Here is a 19,372-nt window from a genome sequence, read left to right as displayed (position 1 = left end):
GAGTTGTCCCCCGACTGATCGCAATCGACGTATTCGGCGCTCCGGCGACGGCCCGTCGCTTATGTTCGTCGCGTGTGGGGGAACGCAGGGACTCGTCGGTGGGGGCGGGCGATCGGATTGTCGGTGGTCGTCGTCCTGTGCGCGCTGTCGTCTCCCGGGACCGTGGACGCCACGCCGGTGGCGGCGCCGGACGCCGGCCGCGGTGCCGGCAGCGTGACCCAGGCTTACCTCGTCGACGCGACACCGGGTGCGCGCGTCGCGTTGCGCGACGCCGCCGGAGCGGTCGTCGGCTCGGGGACGGTGGATCCGCTCGGGTCCTTCCTCGTACGTGACCTGGCCCCCGGGGGCGGTTACCGCTTCGACGTGTCCGGCCGTCCGGGCAACGTGTTCGCCGTGCTCGACGGCACCACACCACCCCCGGAGCAGTTGTACCGTCAGACGTTGTCGCCGGGGCTGAACTACATCCGGGTACGCGATGGCATCACCCTCGCCGCCACGGTCCGACTGCCGGTCGGAAAGACGATGGCCGACGGTCCGTTCCCCACCGTCATCGAGTACTCGGGGTACCAGATCGCGGCGCCGCACGACTTCCTCCTCGGGGCACTGGGGACCTTGGCGCAGCGACCCGATCCTCTGGCGCCTGCGATCAGCACCATGTTCGGCGGGATCGTCGCCCCCACGGCCGGTTTCGCGACCGTCAATGTGCAGATGCGTGGAAGTGGCTGCTCCGGAGGGGCTTTCGACCTGTTCGACTTACCCACCGTCTATGACGGGTACGACGCCATCGAGACGGTGGCCCGCCAACCCTGGGTGTCCCGCCACAAGGTCGGCATGGTCGGAGTGTCTTTCTCGGGGATCTCCCAGATCGCCGTCGCGGGCACACGGCCGCCGGGCCTGGCAGCCATCGCGCCGATGAGCATCACCGACGATCTGTACTCGACCGGCTTCCCGGGCGGGATCTTCAACACGGGATTCGCCGACTCCTGGCTGCGTGAGAGACAGGATCACGCCCGTCCGGCGCCGGGTGGTGGGCAGCCGTATGCCCGGGAACTGGTGCGACGTGGCGACCGCAGATGCGCCACCAACCAACGGCTCCGATTGCAGACCCAGGACATCGAGCAGCTGATCGAGCAGAACCCGACCCGCACACCGGCGTTGTTCGATCACCGTGCGCCGGCCACCTGGGCGTCGAAGATCACCGTCCCGGTGTTCCTGGCGGGAGCGCTGCAGGACGAACAGACGGGTCCGCAGTGGACCTCGGTGATCGACCGGTTCCGTGACAATCCCGATGTCTGGATCAAGGCGGTCAACGGTGCGCACTTCGACTCGGCGGATCCCCAGATCCTCGGGCCGTGGAACGAGTTCCTGAATCTCTTCGTGGCACACCGTGTTCCGCGTGACAACCCGGCGTTGCGGGCTCTGGCGCCCGTGCTGTACGAGGCGACGACGGGCACCCCCGGCCGACCGTTGGTGGCCTCACGCTTTCCGGACGCGAGATCGTGGTCGGCGGCCCGGGCCGCGTTCGGACGTGATCCCCGGATACAGGTCTTCTTCGGCTCCGGCACCGACAGCACGATCCCAGGGGTCGGCGCCGGCAACCTCTCCGCGCCGTGGTCGGCCGGCTTCACGAGTTGGCCGCCGAGCGGAGTGGGTGCCGGACAGCGATGGGCCCTGGATTCCGACGGGCGCCTCACGAGCCGCCCCGGCCCGGCCTCCCGTGTGGAGTTCCGGCCCGATCCCCGGCTGCGCCCCGGCGGGACGCTCGACGTGGTGGGGCCCTCGCAGCTGCCGTGGAAGGCGTTGCCGCCGTACAACTGGGCACCCATCCCGGGACGATCGGGCGTCGGATTCATCACCGCGCCACAGACGTCGGATGTCGTCGCAGTGGGCCCGGCGAGTCTCGATCTGCGGCTGCGGTCGTCGGCGCCGGACACCGATCTGCAGGCGACGATCTCGGAGGTGCGACCGGACGGACGGGAGACGTACGTGACGTCCGGCTATCTGCGAGCCTCTCTACGAGCCGTCGACGGCGATGCGACACTGCTGAATCCGACGCGTGATTGGGTCGGGCCGCGCCCCTTGGAACCGGGATTCCAGACCGTCCGGATCGCGTTGAACCCGATCGCGTATCCGTTCCGTGCCGGTTCGCGGATCCGCGTGACCGTCACCGCGCCTGGAGGCGACCGTACGTCATGGCGTTTCGACACCCCGGCGACCCGGGGACGCGTGGTCGACACCGTGGCCCTCGGTGCGGGCGGGTCGACTCTGGCCCTGCCGATCGTGCCCGGTCTGCGGTCCGCGGTTCCCTTGGGCGCCTGCGACGGTCTGCGTGGTCAGCCGTGCCGTCCCTATGCGAGGGCGTTCAACGGCGGTTGACCGAGGTCGTCCGCGGCGAGACGCTCCAGGTCCGACGCCGGGGTCGGCCGGGCATCGACGGCCTCGGCGAGGATGCGTCGGACCTCGGCGAGAAACTCTGTGATTGTCGTTCGGCCGACAGCGGTGTCCGGATAGCGGCTGCGGATGGACAATCCCCGGATCGTCCTCGAGATCCAGAACTGGGCGTCGTCGGCGGTGGTCACATTGGAGATGTGCTGGGCGTCGATCTCATCGTGGATCGCAGCACCCGGCAACGTGCGGTAGTCGACGTAGGACACCATGAAGATGTCGTCGCGCACCTGAGAAAGGCCGCCGAGGGCATTGATCACCTGGGGGATCGGGACCCCGCCGAGCCGCATTGCGCGTCGTAGTTCCGGGCCGGTTCGCCGAAGGGTGTCGCACAGGTGGTCGTCGGTGCCGACGACGCTGATCGGTGCGTTGGTGGTGAACCATCCGACGGCGTTGTGCCAGGGCTCGGTGCGACGGGTGTGCATCGGGAACAGCAGTGCCAGTTCGGTTCCCCCGCCGAGGTGGCGAACCGCGTGGGCCATGGCCGAGAGGACACCGCCGTAGAGGCTGGATCCGGCGCGTCTACACAGTGTTGCCAGTCGCTCGGTCGATGAGGCGTCGAGAAGCTGGCGCACGTCGGCCCCCTGGGGCGCATGCTCGCCCACGGCCAGCCCGAGGTCGAGGGGAAACGTCGGTGGGCCGCCACCATGGTCATCGAAGAAGCGCAGCCACGACAGCAGTCGCGGATCGGACGGGCCGACCTCGGTCATCTCCGCCTCCGCCGCGCAGTAGTCGACGAAGTTGCCGCTCATCGGGAGACACTCTGGGCGGCCGTCAGCGGCACCCCGATAGCCCTCGTACAGGGTGTGCAGGTCGTCGATGATGATCGACATCGAGTAGGCGTCGACGTGGGCGTGGTCGAAACCACACAGGATCGTCGAGCGGTCGCGCCGGTCGATCGCGGCGAGGAGGTAGGCCGGGAATCCGAACGGGTGGCATGCCGCGTCGAGCGTCGCCCAGACGGCCTGCTGCAGCGCCGCCGCACTGGTCGCCCGGACACCGGGATTCTCGGTCAGCATCAAACTCCGGGGATTGTGTTCCTCGCGCGTCACCACGCCGTCGCGCTTGGTGAACGAACTGTGCAGGGTCCCGTGCCGGGTGACGAGGGCATGGTACGCGCGGGCGAGCGCATCCCGGTCGATCCGCCCGCGGACACGGAACGATGCGGCAAGCCACGTGCTGTGGTCGTCGGCTCCCGCGAGATGGACGCTCTGATTGAACGACGGCGGCACCCGCGACGGCTGCGTCACGCTGCGAGAGGCATCGACCGACCACGACAGGAACTCGCCGGGCGCAGGCCGATAGTGGTCAATGGTCGTGACGTGCAAGGGGACGCTCCTCGAGGCGCGATGGGGCGGGGTCGTCGGCGAGATCCACGGCGCTTGTCGGCTCGACGATGCGATGGTCGCCGTGGATCGCGACGTCGCCGATGACCTCGCACAGGTGAGTGAAGTAGCGGTGGACCTGGCGCTGTGCGAACGGGGTACCCGGCGTCTGGCTGCCGAGATACAACCGTTCGTGATCGCGATTGATCCACACCGATGCATTGGCCGTGCGGCCTTCGCCGGTGAAGATGACGCCCCGGTCGTAGGCCGGGGTGCCTTCGCCGGGGAACCATCGGAAATCGATATAGGACAAGAGATTCGGTGCCGACACCACATCGTCGGCGGTGGCCCCGGCTGCGATCATGGCGGCCAGCGCCGACTGGACCGGGAGGGTCGCGAGCCGCTTGGTCCGCTGCTGGGCCTCACGAGCAGTCGGCACGAGTTCGGTGAAAGTCGCACTCGCGCCGAGGTCGATCTCGACAGGGGCGAAGGCACAGAACCAGCCCTGGGACCGTGCGAACTGTGGGAGCTGTGCTCGTGTATTGAGCACTGTCATCCCGTAATGGTGTGGACCACAACCCAGTTCGTGGCCGGTGATCGCCATGGCGGCGTAGATTCCGGAGAGAAAGCTGCCGCCGGCGGATTTGCACACCTTGTCGAAGGCGTCGATGCCGACCCGGTCCAGGATGTCCATCTCCAGCGGCGCCACCGGTGCGGTGTCCCCGGGTGCCAACCCGAGATCCAACGGAAACATCGGCATGCGCAGGCCGTTGCGCGCGAAGGTGTCCCGCCACTCCAGGAACTCCGGCGAATCGGTGCCGTGATCTCGCGCGACCTCTGTCTCTGCGATGGCGTAATCGAGGTAGTCGCCGGGACCCGGGTCGGTTGCATCCGGGCTCTCGTAGAGTTCGGCGAGCTCGGCCAGTGCAAGGGCCTGCGATGCGCCGTCGCTGAGTGCGTGATCGCAGCCGAGGAACATCGCGAAGCCGTCGGGACGGGCGATCACGCCGAATGCCAGGCCGGGGAAGTCGTCACTGCGGGTCTCGGCCTCGAAGCGGGTGCGGAGGTGGCGATCGATGGCCTCCGGGGTGTCGAGCGGTCCCAGTTCCTCGACCTCGAAGGCGACATCGTCGACGTCGACGACATGGCGCAGGACGGTCTGGCCGTCGCACTCGAACCAGCTGCGCAGGATCGGGTGTCGGCGGACGAAGATCGTCAGCGCCGTGGTCACCGCATCGAGGTCGACAGCACCGTCGAGGTCGGTGCCGGACCCAAGATACGCGCGGTGCGGGACGCCGCGGCTGTGCGCCCGATGGGCACTGCGGACGTGGTTCTCGGCGAGAAACGTCATGGGCCCGGACGCCACGGGTGCATCGGCCGCCGCTGCCCGGCAGCTCGGTGTGGGTTGCCAGCGAAATGCCGTGCCGGGTTCGGGGGTCCAGCGTTGGAGTGCGGTGATCTTCACTCGATCGGTCCTTCGTCGTCAGGCCGGCTGTCGTTGGGCGCCGGCGGTCAGGGAATCGGGGTCGAACATCGCACCGGAGCGGCCGGGTGGTCCGGTCAGGACGGACGCCACGATCGCCGCGGCGGTGTCGATGAGCAGGCGCACATTGGCTGCAGCGGTGGCGGTGCCGGGATGACGCGTCGACACCGTCAGGCCGGTGGGCGTCCGAGCGATCCAGAGATACACCTCGGTAGTCGACCGTGAGGTGCCCCGCAGTGTCTGCGCCCGCCAGCGCGGCCAGTTCGATGCCCCTGGAACGAAGCGGAGGTCGAGGTAGGAGACGACGAACTCCGGTTCGGCAGACGTACCCAGCAATTGCGCGATCCGTGGGTAGGGAAGACGCGATGTGCGTTTGGCCTCGGCGATCCCGGCTGCCGCAGCCGACAGCGCATCCGAGATGGTCTCGGCGCCCGTCAGATCCACCTCCAGGGGTCCCAGTCCGACGTACCAGCCGACCGACTCGACGAACTGTGCCTCGTGGCGGGTGTGCATGGGCATCACCGCACGCAGACGCGCGTTGCCGGTCAGTTCCTGGTTCGCCAGGGCGAGCGTGGCGATCACCGCCGTCTGAGTCGAGTGCCCGTTCGCGCGGCACATCGTGCCGAGCGCGTCCATCTGACCGGCGGTCGCGACGACGTCAGCCCATCCGTGTTGCCGGTCATCGGACTCCCGGACGATGTCGGCGGGCGGGCTGATCGCCGTGAGAGGCTCCCTCAGCGGCAGGCCAAGGGTGGGCAATCGACCGCCGGTGGCGTCGAGGAGTCGGCGCCATCTCTCGACGCCGGGATGGTTCTCTGTCAGCTCCTCGCCGGATCTCCGGTTGCCCGAGCTGAAGTCCACATGACTCCCGGTCGGCGGCAGACCGTCCTCGCATCCGTCCAGCTCCGCGTCGTACAGGGTGCGTAATTCGTTGATGGACAGAAACATCGAATATGCGTCCATCACCGAGTGGTCTGCTGCGAAGACGAGCAGGAATCCGTCGTCGGCGGGTGATCGGTCGGTATCGGAGATCGTCATCACCATGCAGGGCGGCCAGACCAGAGGTGACAGCCGACCATCGAAGGTGTCCACGAGATGGGCGTGGATGCTGTCTGCGCCGACGATACGAGCAGGACGACGTCGTATCGAGATCGACTCGGCACCGCAGGTGCGGCGGATGACCCCGACGCCGGAGGCCGCATCGACCAGCGACACCGTCGTCCGGAATGCCTCATGGCGGCGGACCCAGGAGAGCAGCGCGCGTTCCATGGCTGTCGGATCGAGGTTCCGATCGATGGCGAATACCGCTCCCAACCAACTACTCTCGGCATCGCCTCGATCTCGGGCCCTCGCCGCGCGGATGATGTGGTCCTCATGCTCATAGGTCAGTGGGCGAGCGTCGGCATCCCAGTGCGAGGGGTCGACGTCAGCGACCGGAGTCCATTCGGTGACCGTGCCGCCGGGCAGGTCGTAGTCCGACAGTTCCGTGAATTTCATTGATGTGGGTCCGCTTTCGGTGATGCGGTGTTACTGGTCGACTGGTGGTGACGATTCCCGGACTGGTGTCCCGGGAGTTCGCCGAGCTCCGTACGCGCATCGCTGAGCGTCGTGGACGCAGCCATGCTTTCCATCACGCATCGCTGCGTTCGGTGGGGAGTGGGGAGTCGGATGCGCGACGATGCGCGCTTCAAGGGTTTCCGGTTCGACCATAGCCGGATGCGGCAGCGGTGCACATCGACGACGGCAGGTGTGCTTCGTCACACTAACGATCTGATGCACGAGCGCGAATATGCGAATTTAGCGACAGGGCAGCGGTTTTCGTGTTCACAGTCGGTTTCGGCCAACAGATGCCCGAAGTGTTTCGGGTTGGTTAACCCCGCGAAAATCGCGGCCCGGTGAAAAGTGCCTCGCGACAGAAGAATACGACGTCAGCGAGGATTCCGTCATGTGGCTCGATGTAACGAACCGCGCTGCGATCGGTCGCGGGAGCGCGTTGTCGACGCCGGTCAGTCCCACTGCGGCGCCTTGCACGCCCGTCGATGGCGGCTATAGCCTGACCTCAGCGGCTGTCGGGGCCGGTGTCACCGGGGAGTGGTCTGCACCTGTCACCGATCGACGCGCGGGCGATGCTGCCCGGGGGTTTCCGCGCTGAGGATCATGGTGAAAGTCCGTGTTCTGACGCATCTTTCGCTGTCCACGTAAGTAGTGATCTCTGGAGTGTGCGATGACCGAAGCTGCGTTGGCGATCGACGCAGAGGGGCTGACCAAGACCTACGGTCGCTTCTGTGCGGTCGATGGAGTCGACCTGTGTGTACCCGCCGGTCGTGTGTATTCCCTCCTGGGGACGAACGGCGCGGGGAAGACCACCACCGTGCGCATGCTGTCGACGTTGACGAGGCCCGATTCCGGCACGGCCCGGATATTCGGGCACGACGTCGTCCGCCGCGGCGGTACCGTCCGGTCCCTGATCGGCGTGACCGGACAATACGCCTCCGTCGACGAGGATCTCACCGCCGCAGAGAATCTCACGATCTTCGCGCGACTCGTCGGTGCCTCGGGGCGACAGGCGCGTGACCGTGCCGAGGAACTGCTGGTCGCGTTCGGACTCTCCGACGTGGCCGGCCGTCCGGTCCGGCAGTTCTCGGGAGGTATGCGTCGACGTCTCGATCTGTCCGCCTCCCTGGTCACGGCGCCGCGGCTGTTGTTCCTCGACGAGCCCACCACCGGTCTGGACCCGCGGACCAGACTTCAGATGTGGAACATCGTCCGCGCGATGGTCGCCGACGGCTCCACTGTGCTGCTCACGACCCAGTATCTCGACGAGGCCGACCAACTGGCCGATCACATCGCCGTGATGGATCGTGGACGGATCGTGGCGGACGGGACGCCGGACGAACTGAAGACCCGGGTGGGTGACAGTTGCGTACTGCTCCGACTCAGCGATCCGGGACTCGAGTCGACGGCCACCGACGCCTGCCGGCCGTTCACCCGGCAGCCTGCCGTGATCGACGAGCCCGGCCGGGTGACGGTCCCGATGGCCGACCTCGAGCACCTACCCGAGTTGCTCATCGCGCTGCGTGACCGTGGTGTCGGCCTGCAGTCGGTCAACGTGGTGCGCCCGACCCTCGACGAGGTGTTCTTCGCGCTCACCGGCGGTGCGGGCAACGAGGCTGCCGCGTGACGGCCCAGGTCGGCAGGATCGGCATGGCCGGGAGCGGCGCGGACGGCCATGAACTCGTGCGGGATCGGGTTGCTCTGCGGTCCACGATTTCCCAGTCCCTGACCATGACGCGGCGAGGGCTGCTCAAGATCCGGCACAACCCGGCGCAACTGTTCGACGTCATCGTCCTGCCGATCGTCTTCACCGTGATGTTCTCCACCATCTTCGGCGGCGCCATCGTCGGCGACGTCCAGAGCTATCTGCCGTTGCTGATCCCCGGCGTTCTCGTGCAGGTGGCCATCGCCGCCTCCGTCACCACCGGCGTGGGTCTGCGTGAGGATCTCGACAAGGGTGTCTTCGACCGATTCAAGTCGTTGCCGATAGCACGGATCGCGCCACTGGCCGGCGCGCTGCTCGCCAACGCGGTCCGTTACATCGTGGCCACGGCGATCACCGTCGTGGTGGGAGTGGCCATGGGTTACCGGCCCGGCAGTGTGCCCGGACTGGTGGCGGCCTGTGTCCTGATCGTCGTCGTCGCATTCACCCTGAGCTGGATCTTCGCTCTCATGGGCGTGCTGCTCGACAGTGCATCCACGGTTCAGGGGGTGTCGATGCTGATTCTCATGCCGCTGACACTCGTGTCGAACGCACTCGTGCCCATCGACACCATGCCTGCATGGATGCAGACGTGCGCCACCGCGAACCCGTTGTCCCACCTCGTGTCCGCCGCCCGCTCACTCGCCGCGGACGGAACCGTCGGGCACCAGATCGTCTACACGGTGATCGGGGCCGTCGCGGTCCTGGCGATCTTCGTCCCACTGACCCTGCGAACCTACCTGCGAAGGACCTGACGTGGAACCACCGAATGCAACCCGGGTCGAGGTCGGCGACATCCCCGTCAACGGTCTCCCGAAACTGTCGGTCGTCGTGCCGGTGTACGACGAGGAGGACACCATCGGCGACTGTCTGGCCCGACTCGTCGGTCAGATCGAGCACCTCGCCGAGATCATCGTCGTCGACAACAACTCCACCGACGACTCGATGGCGGTCGTGAGCGCGGTGTCGGCAGACCATCCGGAGGTGCGGGTCGTGCACGAGCCGCAGCAGGGACTGGTCTTCGCACGCAACGCGGGGATGGACGCGGCCACGGGTGAATTGATCGCCCGGATCGACGCCGACACGCGAGTCGGCCCGGACTGGGCACAGACCATCGTGGACTTCTTCGGCGCCGACGTGGACGCTCACTGGTCGGCACTGTGTGGACGAGGCGAAGCCTATGGTGTGCCGCTCGCGGGACGGTTCGACCGGTGGAAGATCAAGATCCATCCTCTCGGGCGGCACCGGGCGCACCGCGCGGTCACCGAGATCCCCGTGCTCTACGGATCGAACATGATCGTGCGCCGAGATGCGTGGGAGCGCATACGCTCTCGCGTCAGCATGCGTCGCGACATCTTCGAGGACGTCGACCTGGGTCTGTGCATCGGCGAGGACGGCGGTCGCAACGCGTTTCTCGCCTCGCTCACGGTCGGCGTCTCGGCGCGCCGTATGGAGTCGGCACTGCCGTCGTTCGTGACCTACATGAGCTTCCTGCCGCGGACGTTCGCGCTGCATCGTCGCCTCGCCCTGACGGCCGGGTCCGCGCTCATCTATGTGCCCGCATTGACGGTTCTCCACGCGCTCCGACTCACCGCGATCCGCCTTTATGACGCTGATACGGGACGATGGTCGCTGCGCCGTGCGCGGACGCGCCTGGCAGATCGCGTCCTCCCGTGATCTCGCTGCTAGCGATGTCTGGATGCCGCCCGTTCGATCACGTCGGCGGCGGTCGCGACTGCTCGCTTCGGTTCGACGAGGTCGTTGCCGAGCGCGCGGGCGTGCTCGGCCGTCTCGCCCGCCAACGCGGAGCGGAGCGCGTCGAGGAGACGCGTCCGGTCGAGGCGCGACATCGGAAGACTCGCACCCACACCCGCCTTCGCGATCGCTGCGCCCCAAATAGGTTGATCCGCGCCCACCCAGGTGACCACCGTCGGTATCCCGGCACGCAATCCCGCTGCCACCGTGCCGGCACCACCATGGTGGACGGCCGCGGCGCAGAGCGGAAGAATCGTGTCGTGGTCGACATGACCGACCGCACGGATCCGGTCGTCGGTGATTCCGGACATGAAGTCGCTCCAGCCGCCCGACACGAGCAGGCGGATGCCGAGTTCGGCTGCGACGGTGCGGAACACCTCGGCGAGGTGATCCGGATCGGCGGGCATCATGCTGCCGAAACCGACATAGACGGGTGGGATTCCGGCGTCGATCCAGGGGAGCAGGTCGGCTGTCGCCTGGTCGCCGACGCCCTCTCGATGCTCGGGAGAGAGGGTGAAGAAGCCCACCAGGGGTCGGTGCGCGCCCCATTCATGGGACAGGGAAGGGAACAGCGCCGGGTCATAGGCCTGTATCTCGGGTACTCCGGTGGCGGCGATCTGTGCCGCGAACGGCTCGCGCAGCGCGTCCAGGCCGAGATCGTCACGCAGCGCGTTCTCCGCGGATCGGCCGGCCCACCACAGAATCCGCTCGGCCACCGACCAGCTGGCGCGTGCGATCGGCGCCGGGACATCGAGCCCCACATGGGTCAGCAGAGACGTGGATCCGTTGCGACGCAGGGGACACAGGTGCACGGGGATGTGCGGCAGCCCTCGCACCTGGGCTACGTTGTGCGCCCGTTCCTGGCCGGCGCTTCCGGCGATGATCGCGTCGGCGCCCTCGGTGGTGTCGAGCAGCTGCTGCTGCATCAGCCGACCGCCGCGGACGGTGAGTTCGGTGACCGCTCGCAGGCGGATGCGCGGATCACGCGATCTCATCCGCTCACGCACGAGATCCGAATCGAGCACCTCGCGCGTACTTCCTCCGTAGGACTCGGTCGTCAGACCGGTCGTCGCGCTGAAATCGACCAGGTCCGGGGGAACCAGCATCGTGACGTCGTGACCGCGCGACTCCAGTTCGCCGCCGAGGGCCACTGCCGGCTGGACATCGCCACGACTGCCGTTGACAGCCATCACCAATATCATCATCGTCCCCTCGTCGAGTGTGGCGCCCAGTGTAGGCGAGGTGATCGAGACATTCTCGGCAAGGAGAAGCCGGTGTATCCAACAAAGATGTTCCTGGGCAACAGAACTCGAGAGGACCGATGACCACGACACCGATGGCGACGACGCGTCATGCCCAGTCGCGGGCCGAGGCCGACCCGATCCGCAGAGGTTCAGGCCGGGCGGTCGTGCGGCTCTCGGACGAGGACGCCACCTACTGGTTCCTGCACCGAGCACTCGGATGGACCGTGGTCCTGCAACTCGTCTGGGTCCTCGACGGACCGGTGTCGCGCGAGGCGCTGACGACGATGAACCGAGAACTCTCCCGCGGTCGGTTGCACCGGCGGGTCGTGGTGCCCCGCATCCCCGGTGCGCGACCTCGCTGGGAGCGCGCCGTGGACTCTCCCGACCTCGACTGGGACGACCGGTCGATCCCTGACGAGGAGATGGACACCTGGGCGGCGGCCGAGATGCACTCGGTTCGGCTCGACCCAGAGCAGGGGAGATGCTGGCGACTCCGAGCGGGCCGGAGCGACTCGAATCGCACGGTGGTGTCCCTTTGTGCGTTGCACCTGGTGACCGACGGGCGGACCCTCGTACAGGCGGCCGCCGATGCCATGACCCCGGACCTCCGAGTCGGCGCAGAGCAGCCACGAGAGATACAGGGACGCAACGAGACCCGGTGGTCATCGGATGCGGCCGACGGGTGCAGACAGGTACTGGCGGCCAGCCGCGGGGTGGCGAAGGCCCTGTACACAGTGGTTCGGCCGGCGACCGCCGGAGACGCCCCCGACGACCGTCCCGTGCGCACGTCGATGTCGGAGCGGTCGCCCGCGGCGACGTGGCGACGCGCGACGGCCGCCGTCCCGGTCCAGGCGTGGGATCGTGTCGCGACCGAGAGCGACGGAACGTCCAACAGCCTCTTCATCGCGGTGGTCACCGGTCTGCTGAGGTCGAGCGGATACGCGCCTCCTGGCGAGACGATCAAGGTCGGTGTACCCGTCGACCGGCGCCGGGGAGCGGAGGATCCGCGATCGAATGCCACTGCGGGCGTGTCGATCATGATCTCCGACGGACCATCACCCGGGGGCGACCTCGCCGGGATCCGCGCGTCGTGCAAGGCGGCCTACTCCCGGCTCGCATCGGGTCGTCGGCCCGCCGTCGCGCACCTGCAGCCGATGGTGTGGCTCCTTCCGTCGACGTGGCTGGTGAGCGCCGCGACCGCCGGATCCGGAATGCCCGATGCGATGGTGTCCAACGTGGGCGACGTCCCATCACAGGTCATGGAACTCGGTGGGGTCCCCGCATCGCGATTCGCCTTCCGCGGGATCGCGCAGGGTGTCGACCCCGCCGCGCCCTATCGCTTCGGCGACGGCGTGCAGTCCTGGCTGGTACGGACCGACGACACCGTCACGATGTCCGTGTTCGGTTGTGACGAGACCCGATTCGATTCCGACCGCACACTGGCGACCTTGCTCGGCGAGGAACTGTCCGGTTGGGGTCTTCCACACGAGATCTGGTGAGGAGAACGATGACGACGACGACCGGGCGAGCGCCGCTCGCACCGCCGCGGGTGAGCGGTGCCGACGAGTCCTACCTGCTGGCCGAGGACCTGCTCGGGATGAGTGCACCGATCCAGTTCCTCTGGGTCTTCGACGATGACCCCGGCGAGCAGGCCGTGGACTCACTGCGTGGCGCCTTGAGTATCGGGTCACTCCATCGTGCTGTCCGACGAACGCGGATTCCGGCCGCCAGGCATCGCTGGGTGCGGTCGAGCATGCCGCTGTCGGCGATCGAGTCCGGCCGGATCGGCGACGACGAGGTCGGGTCGTGGGCCGACGAGCGACTGCGTGCGGCGGATCTGCGACCGGCCGACGGTGCCGGCTGGCGGCTGGAGTCGGCCACCACCACCGACGGCCGACGGGTTGTCTCGTTGTTGTTGTCGCACATGATCGCCGACGGTCAGGGTGTGTACCGCGCGTTGGCGGCGGCCCACGCCGGGGTCGAGACGTCGTTGCCCGCGGCCCACGCGGTGGGCAGCGCTCGGGCGGTCCGCGAGGACGTCGTCGACGGAGGGCGTCAACTGTCCGCCGCCGGTTCGTCGCTGCGAAAACTCGTCCGCCAGGCGCGGCAGGCACGACATGCCGGTCGGGGGCGTGGCACCGCGTCGCGGCCTCCCGCCCAGGCGTCGGCTCCACCGAACCCGATTGCCGCTCCTCGCGGCGGCCCCGACACCACGCTCGCGATCGTCGACATCGACCGACAGGCCTGGCACGCGCGGGCGCGTGAGCACAACGGTACCGCGAACAGTCTGTTCACCGCACTCCTTGCCGGGGTCGTGCACCGATCGGGACTGCCCATCCCGGGGGACCTCCGGGTCTGCATCGCGGTCGACAAGCGGACAGGCGATCCGGATGAGGGGGCGGCCAACGCGTCCGGAGGTGTGTGGATCCGGTTGTCCGAGCCGGTCGAACCGGCGACACGTCTCGACGGGATACGGGCACTCAGCAAGCGTGCCTTCATCGACTACGCGGAGTCGGGTGCCGACCAGACAGCGGACAACCTGGCGCCGATCGTGCGGCTGCTCCCACGGAGACTCGTCGCGAAGATGATGTCATCGATACCGGGGCCGGACACCACCGTCTCGAATCTCGGCGTCGCACCGCGGGAATCGTTGGAGATCGGCGGTGTCACGGCGTCGTCGTTCGCCATCCGCGCGATCATGCAGGGCATGCCGGCGGACCGTCGGCGTCGACAGGGACCGGCGCTCGCCGCGTGGGCGGTGGAGTACGGCGACAAGATCACCCTGACGTTCTTCGGTATCCATCCGGATCATTTCGGCGACAACGAGATACTCCGCAAGCTGGTCGACGACGAACTGACCGGCTGGGACCTCGACCACGGATTCTGGTGAGAGATGACGGTGTCCGACCCCTTGTGGTCCTCGTCCTCGCCGTCCGGTCCCGCGCCCGACGGACCGACGGCGCCCGAATGCATGCACGTCGCGATCGTGCTGTACGGCAGCCGCGGTGACATTCAACCGGGCGTCTGTCTGGCCTTGGAGCTGCAGCGCCGTGGCCGGCGGGTGACTGTCCTCGCGCCGCCCAACTTGACCACCCTCGCCGACGAGGTGGGCGTCGATCACGTCATGCCGATCGGACTCGATGAGCGCGGCGCGTGGTCGTCGGATGAGGCGATCGCTGCGAGTCGGCGTAACCCGCTGTCGCGGTGGCGCTTCGCGATCTCGACCATCCGCTCCGGGTTCGCGGCATTCGACGACGACCTCATCGGTGCATTCCTCGCCGAGGACGCACCGCTCGCCGACGTCGACTGTCTGGTGGTGGCGCCGCTGTGTCAGGACCGTGGACTTGCCCTCGCCGACCGACTCGGTGTGGAGATGGTGGTACTGCGCCACGGTCCGATGTCGGAGAACGGCGTCGTCGGCGCACTTCCCCGCGCGACGGCACGGTGGTCGCCTGCCGCGAAGCGCCGCACGTGGCGCATCGCCGACCGCGTCACCTGGGCCGCAACCGGATGGAACGAGAACGCCTTTCGACGCCGCATCGGTCTACCCGCCCAACGGGGCCCGCTGCCAGGTCGCCTCGCTGCTCGCGGCACCTGCCAGATCCAGGCATTCGACGGTACGCTGTTCGACGGCCTCTCCGCCGAGTGGGGACCGACCAGGCCGATCGTCGGTTTCCTCGACCTGCCACCGGAGAACCGTCGGCAACTCGACGAGATCGACGCGGACAGTCCGGATCTGGCCGCGTGGCTGAGCGCGGGCGACCCACCGGTGTTCATCACGTTCGGCAGCATGGCGTCACCGGCACACGATGCGGCACTGCGCTGTGTCACGCGCGCCGCTCGTCGGCTCGGACGGCGCTGCCTGGTGGCGGGAGATCACCGAACGGAGCCCGCCGATGACGGCACCTTCGTCGTCGGCGCCGTCGACCACGCCTCGGTGTTGCCGCACTGCGCAGCCGCCGTGCACCACGGTGGTGCGGGTACGACTGCGGCAACCCTGCGGGCGGGTCTGCCGACGATGATCTGTGCCGTGACCGCCGACCAGCCGCTGTGGGCGCATCGGGTGCGGGCCATGGGAGTGGGTGCGGCGATACGGATGTCGGCACTGACCGAGGACAGCGCGTGTGTCGGCCTCGGATCGATCCTGACGATGTCGGTCCGGTCGTCGGCTGCCGACCTCGCCACGCGGATGACGCCGCCGAACCGGTCGGTCGCCGCCGCCGCCGACATCGTGGAGGAACGGGTCGGCGTGCGGTGACCGCCGACGGGACCCCGAATGCCACCGGCCCTCGCGGGCCGGCATCCCGGCTTACTGGGCGATGAGTTTGTTGACCGCCCGGTTGAGGAAATTAGGGATGAACTTCGCCGCGTTGCCGAGCACCAGGGTCTGAGCGCCCACCGAGTAGCTGGTCCGGTGCAGGAGTTTGTCTTGGCGCGTCGGGTGAACCGACTCCCAGACCTTCTCCGCGACCTGGTCCGGGGTGATCCGCACGCCGAGCGTCTTCGTCGACTTGGCGTCGTTGTCGGCGAGGGCGGTCTTGGCCCAGAGCGGCCAGATGCCGACGACCCGGATGTCGTCGTGCTCCCATTCGAGCTCCAAGGCCTCGGTCAGACCGCCGACGAAGAACTTCGTCGCACTGTAGGTGGCGATGCCGGGTTGCCCGTAGATCGCCGACGCCGACGCGATGTTGACCAGATGCGCACCCGGTGTCGCCTTCAGGTAGGGGTAGGCGGCCTGCGCACCCAGCGCCACGCCGAGGGCGTCGATCTCGATCTGTCGCCGAACGGCGTCCGCCGAGATCTCGTGCAACGGTCCCTCGACGAGGATGCCGGCGTTGTTGTCGAGCACATCGAGGTGACCGTCGGTCTGCGAGGTGAAGTCGGCGAGCGCATCGGCCCACTGCTTGTCGTCACGGACGTCGAGTTCGCCGACGATCCACTCAGGGTGATCCGCCTTCACCTTCGACAGCGCGTCTGCCGACACGTCGTACACGCCGACCGTCCATCCCTCGCGGGAGAACCGCTCCGCGGTCGCCAGCCCGATGCCCGCCGCGCCGCCGGAAATGAAGATCGATGACATGTGCTCTCCTGCCTTTGCCCAGCTCGGGGGCATTCCCCCGTTAAGTTACCGGCCAGTATATGCCGAGGCTGTTTACTGCCTCACGCAGCGATGCTATCTTGACAACACACATTGTCATAACAGTGCCCATTGTCATGAAAGAACAGTTGTTCACCGACGACCCGGGAGGTCGATTGCGATGACCGTAGCGATGGAACGGACACCGGGGGACGGAACCGGCCGCGAGAGCGCCGCCGTCGCTCACGGCGACAACGTCGTCAGCATGCGCGATCAGGGGGCCAATGAGGTCTCCGAACGTCTGCTCGCCTCGGCCGCACGGCTCTCCCGCAACGCGCTGACCGAGATCGACTGGTCGGAGCCGATGGACCCGACCAAGTACGGGTGCAGCCCGGAATGGTCGTCGCTGTACGGAACGGCGTACTGGAGCGAACTCACCGAGGAGCAGCGCATCTCGGTGACACGGCACGAGTTCGCGTCGATCATGAACATCGGCATCTGGTTCGAGATGATCTTGCAGGAGATGGTCATCCGCGACCAGTATCTGGGCGCCTATCACGACCCGGAGTTCCAGTTCGCGCTCACCGAGGTCGCCGACGAGTGCCGTCATTCGATCATGTTCGCGAAGGCGTCGCAGAAGATGGTCGGCACGTCCTACAAGCCCACCAAGGCGGTGGGCCGTCTGGGCAAGCTCTTCAAGCGCACCGCGAAGAACGAGGTCGCCTATGCCGGCATCCTCGTCGCCGAGGAGGTGCTCGACGTCTTCCAGCGCGGCTGCATGCGCGACGACCGGGTGCTCCCGTTCATCCGGACCGTCAACGAGATCCACGTGCTCGAGGAGTCGCGGCACATGAAGTTCGCGCGCGAAGAGGTGCGTGAGTCGATGGAGGGCGTCGGCTGGGCACGTCGCCAGTTCAGTGCCCTGTATGTGGCGCTCGGTGCCTACTTCATCGTCACCAGCCTGGTCCAGAAGAAGGCCTTCGCCGATGCCGGTCTGGACGCCGATCGTGCTGTCGCCGAGATGAACACGAACTCGCATTTCCAGTCGATGATCCGTAGCAGCTGCGCGCACCTCATGGAGTTCCTCGACGAGGTCGGTCTGCTGACCCGCCCGGCTATGCACTACTACCGGAAAGCGAACATGCTCTGATGTTCGTCATCACCCAATCCTGCTGCAGCGACGCGGCATGTGTGTCCGTGTGTCCGGTCAACTGCATCCACCCGACCCCCGAAGAGCGGGGATTCGGTTCCTCCGACATCCTGCACATCGATCCGGAGGCCTGCATCGACTGCGGCGCGTGCGCGGATGCCTGCCCGGTGGACGCGATCTACCCCGCCGACAAGCTCGGTACCCGCGACAAGGTGTTCATCGACATCAACGCGGACTTCTACAAGCACAACACCGACATCACCTCCGGGTGGAAGCAGGTCGAGTATCCGGAGATCCCGAAACTCCCCGCGGGACTGCGCGTCGCGCTCGTCGGGACGGGTCCGTCCGGTGGATACGCCCTACGGATGATCCTCGATCGCACCGAGGCCGACGTGACGGTCGTCGACAAGCTGCCGACGCCTGGTGGTCTGGTCCGGGCCGGTGTCGCGCCCGATCATCCGGGGACCAAGGGTGTGCTGCGCGGGTTCGATCTCCTGTATCGGGACCCGCGCGTGACCATGGCCACCAACGTCGAGGTCGGTACCGGACCGGGTCAGATCACGCCTGCCGAACTGGCCGAGCACTTCGACGCCGTGTTCTACGCCGTCGGCGCGAGTGAGTCACGGCGGCTGGGTATTCCGGGCGAGGACCTCCCCGGGTCGACGTCGGCGACCGAGCTGGTGGCCTGGTACAACGCGGTCCCGGGAGTCGAGGCGCCGCCGCTCGTGAACGACGGAACCGGTCGCGCGGTCATCGTGGGTACCGGAAACGTCGCCCTCGACGTCGCCCGAATCCTCGTCTCCCCGCCGGAGATGCTGGCGGCCACCGACATCGCCGATCGCGCTCTACGCATCCTCGAGCAGCAGAACGTCCACGAGGTGGTGCTCCTCGGCCGGCGCGATCAAGCGAACGCCGCCTACACCTCTGCTGAGTACCGTGCGCTGTCGACGATTCCGGGGGTCGAGGTCGTGGTGCACGACGATCCGTCCGGAGAACTGCCGGACCTCGGCGGACCCGCGGACCCCACGAACCGGCGAATCGTGTTCTTGTTCCACAGTTCTCCCGAAGAGATCATCGGCGGCGAGCACGTCGACGGTGTGGCGGTGCGCACCGGCGGGGTCCGTCACACGATCAGCGCCGACCTGATGGTGCGCTCGATCGGTTACCGCTCGACCCCGATCGGCGGGCTCCCGTTCGACCATGACCGCGGTGTGTTCCCCAACGTCGAAGGCCGCATGCTCGACGAGGGCGGACAGATCGTCCCGGGCGCGTATGTGCTCGGATGGGCGAAACGCGGTCCCAGTGGCGGCATCGGCGCCAACAAGATCTGTGCCGAGGCCACCGTCGAGGACTTCATCCGCGACGCCGCCGACGGTCGCCTCACCCGGACCGCTCGAACCGCCCGCGAGTTCACCACCCTGCTGCGCAAGCGGAGTCGCCACGTCATCGGCTACCGCGGTGTCCGTGCGATCGACGCGAGTGAGCGCCGTCGCGGCGTCCTGCAGGGTCGTCCCCGCGTGAAGTACACCGAGGTGTCGGAGATGGTCGGAGCGGCGGGTCGTCGTCGGCGCTGAGTGGTGTCGGTCCCGTGTACAGCGGTCGGACAGACACGAGCGTCACCCCGCCGCGACCGGACA

14 protein-coding genes are annotated in these 19,372 nt (G+C 67.6%); 9 read left to right on the top strand and 5 right to left on the bottom strand.

From position 1 onward, the window contains the following. Positions 1–72: 72 nt before the first annotated feature. Complete coding sequence (locus QSJ19_RS09600) at positions 73–2,376, top strand: CocE/NonD family hydrolase (RefSeq protein WP_286319945.1); 2,304 nt, start codon at positions 73–75, stop codon at positions 2,374–2,376. On the opposite strand, the gene QSJ19_RS09595 is transcribed toward QSJ19_RS09600, so the two are convergent. Genes QSJ19_RS09595 through QSJ19_RS09585 form a run of 3 tightly spaced genes read right to left on the bottom strand, consistent with a single transcriptional unit; the run spans position 2,349 to position 6,750 of the window. Next, complete coding sequence (locus QSJ19_RS09595) at positions 2,349–3,773, bottom strand: condensation domain-containing protein (protein WP_286319944.1); 1,425 nt, start codon at positions 3,771–3,773, stop codon at positions 2,349–2,351. The two genes, QSJ19_RS09600 and QSJ19_RS09595, sit on opposite strands and share 28 nt — an antisense overlap. Beyond that, positions 3,754–5,235: a condensation domain-containing protein gene (locus QSJ19_RS09590; protein WP_286319942.1), complete on the bottom strand. Its 1,482-nt coding sequence runs from the start codon at positions 5,233–5,235 to the stop codon at positions 3,754–3,756. The genes QSJ19_RS09595 and QSJ19_RS09590 overlap by 20 nt, the downstream gene beginning before the upstream one ends. 18 nt (positions 5,236–5,253) lie before the next feature. After that, positions 5,254–6,750: a condensation domain-containing protein gene (locus QSJ19_RS09585; RefSeq protein WP_286319940.1), complete on the bottom strand. Its 1,497-nt coding sequence runs from the start codon at positions 6,748–6,750 to the stop codon at positions 5,254–5,256. Between the two features lie 727 nt (positions 6,751–7,477). On the opposite strand from QSJ19_RS09585, the gene QSJ19_RS09580 reads away from it, so the two are divergent. From QSJ19_RS09580 to QSJ19_RS09570, 3 genes are read left to right on the top strand one after another with little or no spacing between them, the layout of a single operon-like run. Further along, positions 7,478–8,434 carry an ATP-binding cassette domain-containing protein gene (locus QSJ19_RS09580; RefSeq protein ID WP_286319938.1) on the top strand — a complete coding sequence of 319 codons (957 nt, stop codon included), beginning with the start codon at positions 7,478–7,480 and terminating at the stop codon, positions 8,432–8,434. Between the two features lie 23 nt (positions 8,435–8,457). Beyond that, a complete protein-coding gene (locus tag QSJ19_RS09575; protein ID WP_286320032.1) occupies positions 8,458–9,264 on the top strand; it encodes an ABC transporter permease in 807 nt (268 codons plus the stop codon). A gap of 1 nt (position 9,265) precedes the next feature. Next, the gene (locus QSJ19_RS09570; protein WP_502876124.1) at positions 9,266–10,186 is read left to right on the top strand and encodes a glycosyltransferase family 2 protein; all 921 of its coding nucleotides are present in this window, start codon (positions 9,266–9,268) and stop codon (positions 10,184–10,186) included. An 8-nt stretch (positions 10,187–10,194) separates the two neighbouring features. On the opposite strand, the gene QSJ19_RS09565 is transcribed toward QSJ19_RS09570, so the two are convergent. Beyond that, positions 10,195–11,454, bottom strand: a complete 1,260-nt coding sequence (locus QSJ19_RS09565; RefSeq protein ID WP_286319936.1) for a glycosyltransferase — start codon at positions 11,452–11,454, stop codon at positions 10,195–10,197. Between the two features lie 131 nt (positions 11,455–11,585). On the opposite strand from QSJ19_RS09565, the gene QSJ19_RS09560 reads away from it, so the two are divergent. The 3 genes from QSJ19_RS09560 to QSJ19_RS09550 are packed head-to-tail and all read left to right on the top strand — an operon-like array spanning position 11,586 to position 15,766. Continuing rightward, the gene (locus QSJ19_RS09560) at positions 11,586–13,007 is read left to right on the top strand and encodes a hypothetical protein (protein WP_286319935.1); all 1,422 of its coding nucleotides are present in this window, start codon (positions 11,586–11,588) and stop codon (positions 13,005–13,007) included. A gap of 8 nt (positions 13,008–13,015) precedes the next feature. Further along, positions 13,016–14,398, top strand: a complete 1,383-nt coding sequence (locus QSJ19_RS09555) for an amino acid adenylation domain-containing protein (RefSeq protein ID WP_286319934.1) — start codon at positions 13,016–13,018, stop codon at positions 14,396–14,398. A 3-nt stretch (positions 14,399–14,401) separates the two neighbouring features. Beyond that, a complete protein-coding gene (locus tag QSJ19_RS09550; protein ID WP_286319932.1) occupies positions 14,402–15,766 on the top strand; it encodes a glycosyltransferase in 1,365 nt (454 codons plus the stop codon). A 51-nt stretch (positions 15,767–15,817) separates the two neighbouring features. Here QSJ19_RS09550 and QSJ19_RS09545 read toward each other — a convergent pair whose 3' ends face one another. Further along, positions 15,818–16,588 (bottom strand): SDR family oxidoreductase, encoded by a 771-nt coding sequence (locus QSJ19_RS09545; protein ID WP_286319930.1) that lies wholly within the window; start codon positions 16,586–16,588, stop codon positions 15,818–15,820. 178 nt (positions 16,589–16,766) lie between these two features. Between QSJ19_RS09545 and QSJ19_RS09540 the strand changes: the two genes are divergently transcribed. Together QSJ19_RS09540 and QSJ19_RS09535 are read left to right on the top strand one after the other, a co-directional pair. Further along, positions 16,767–17,735, top strand: a complete 969-nt coding sequence (locus QSJ19_RS09540; RefSeq protein ID WP_286319928.1) for an AurF N-oxygenase family protein — start codon at positions 16,767–16,769, stop codon at positions 17,733–17,735. Next, on the top strand, positions 17,735–19,309 hold the full coding sequence (locus QSJ19_RS09535; RefSeq protein WP_286319927.1) for a 4Fe-4S binding protein: 1,575 nt from the start codon (positions 17,735–17,737) through the stop codon (positions 19,307–19,309). Before QSJ19_RS09540 ends, QSJ19_RS09535 begins: the two co-directional genes overlap by 1 nt. Positions 19,310–19,372 lie beyond the last annotated feature (63 nt).

This window comes from Gordonia sp. ABSL11-1, from assembly GCF_030315685.1.
GTDB lineage: Bacteria > Actinomycetota > Actinomycetes > Mycobacteriales > Mycobacteriaceae > Gordonia.
This window is presented reverse-complemented; position numbering and strand designations above follow the sequence as displayed.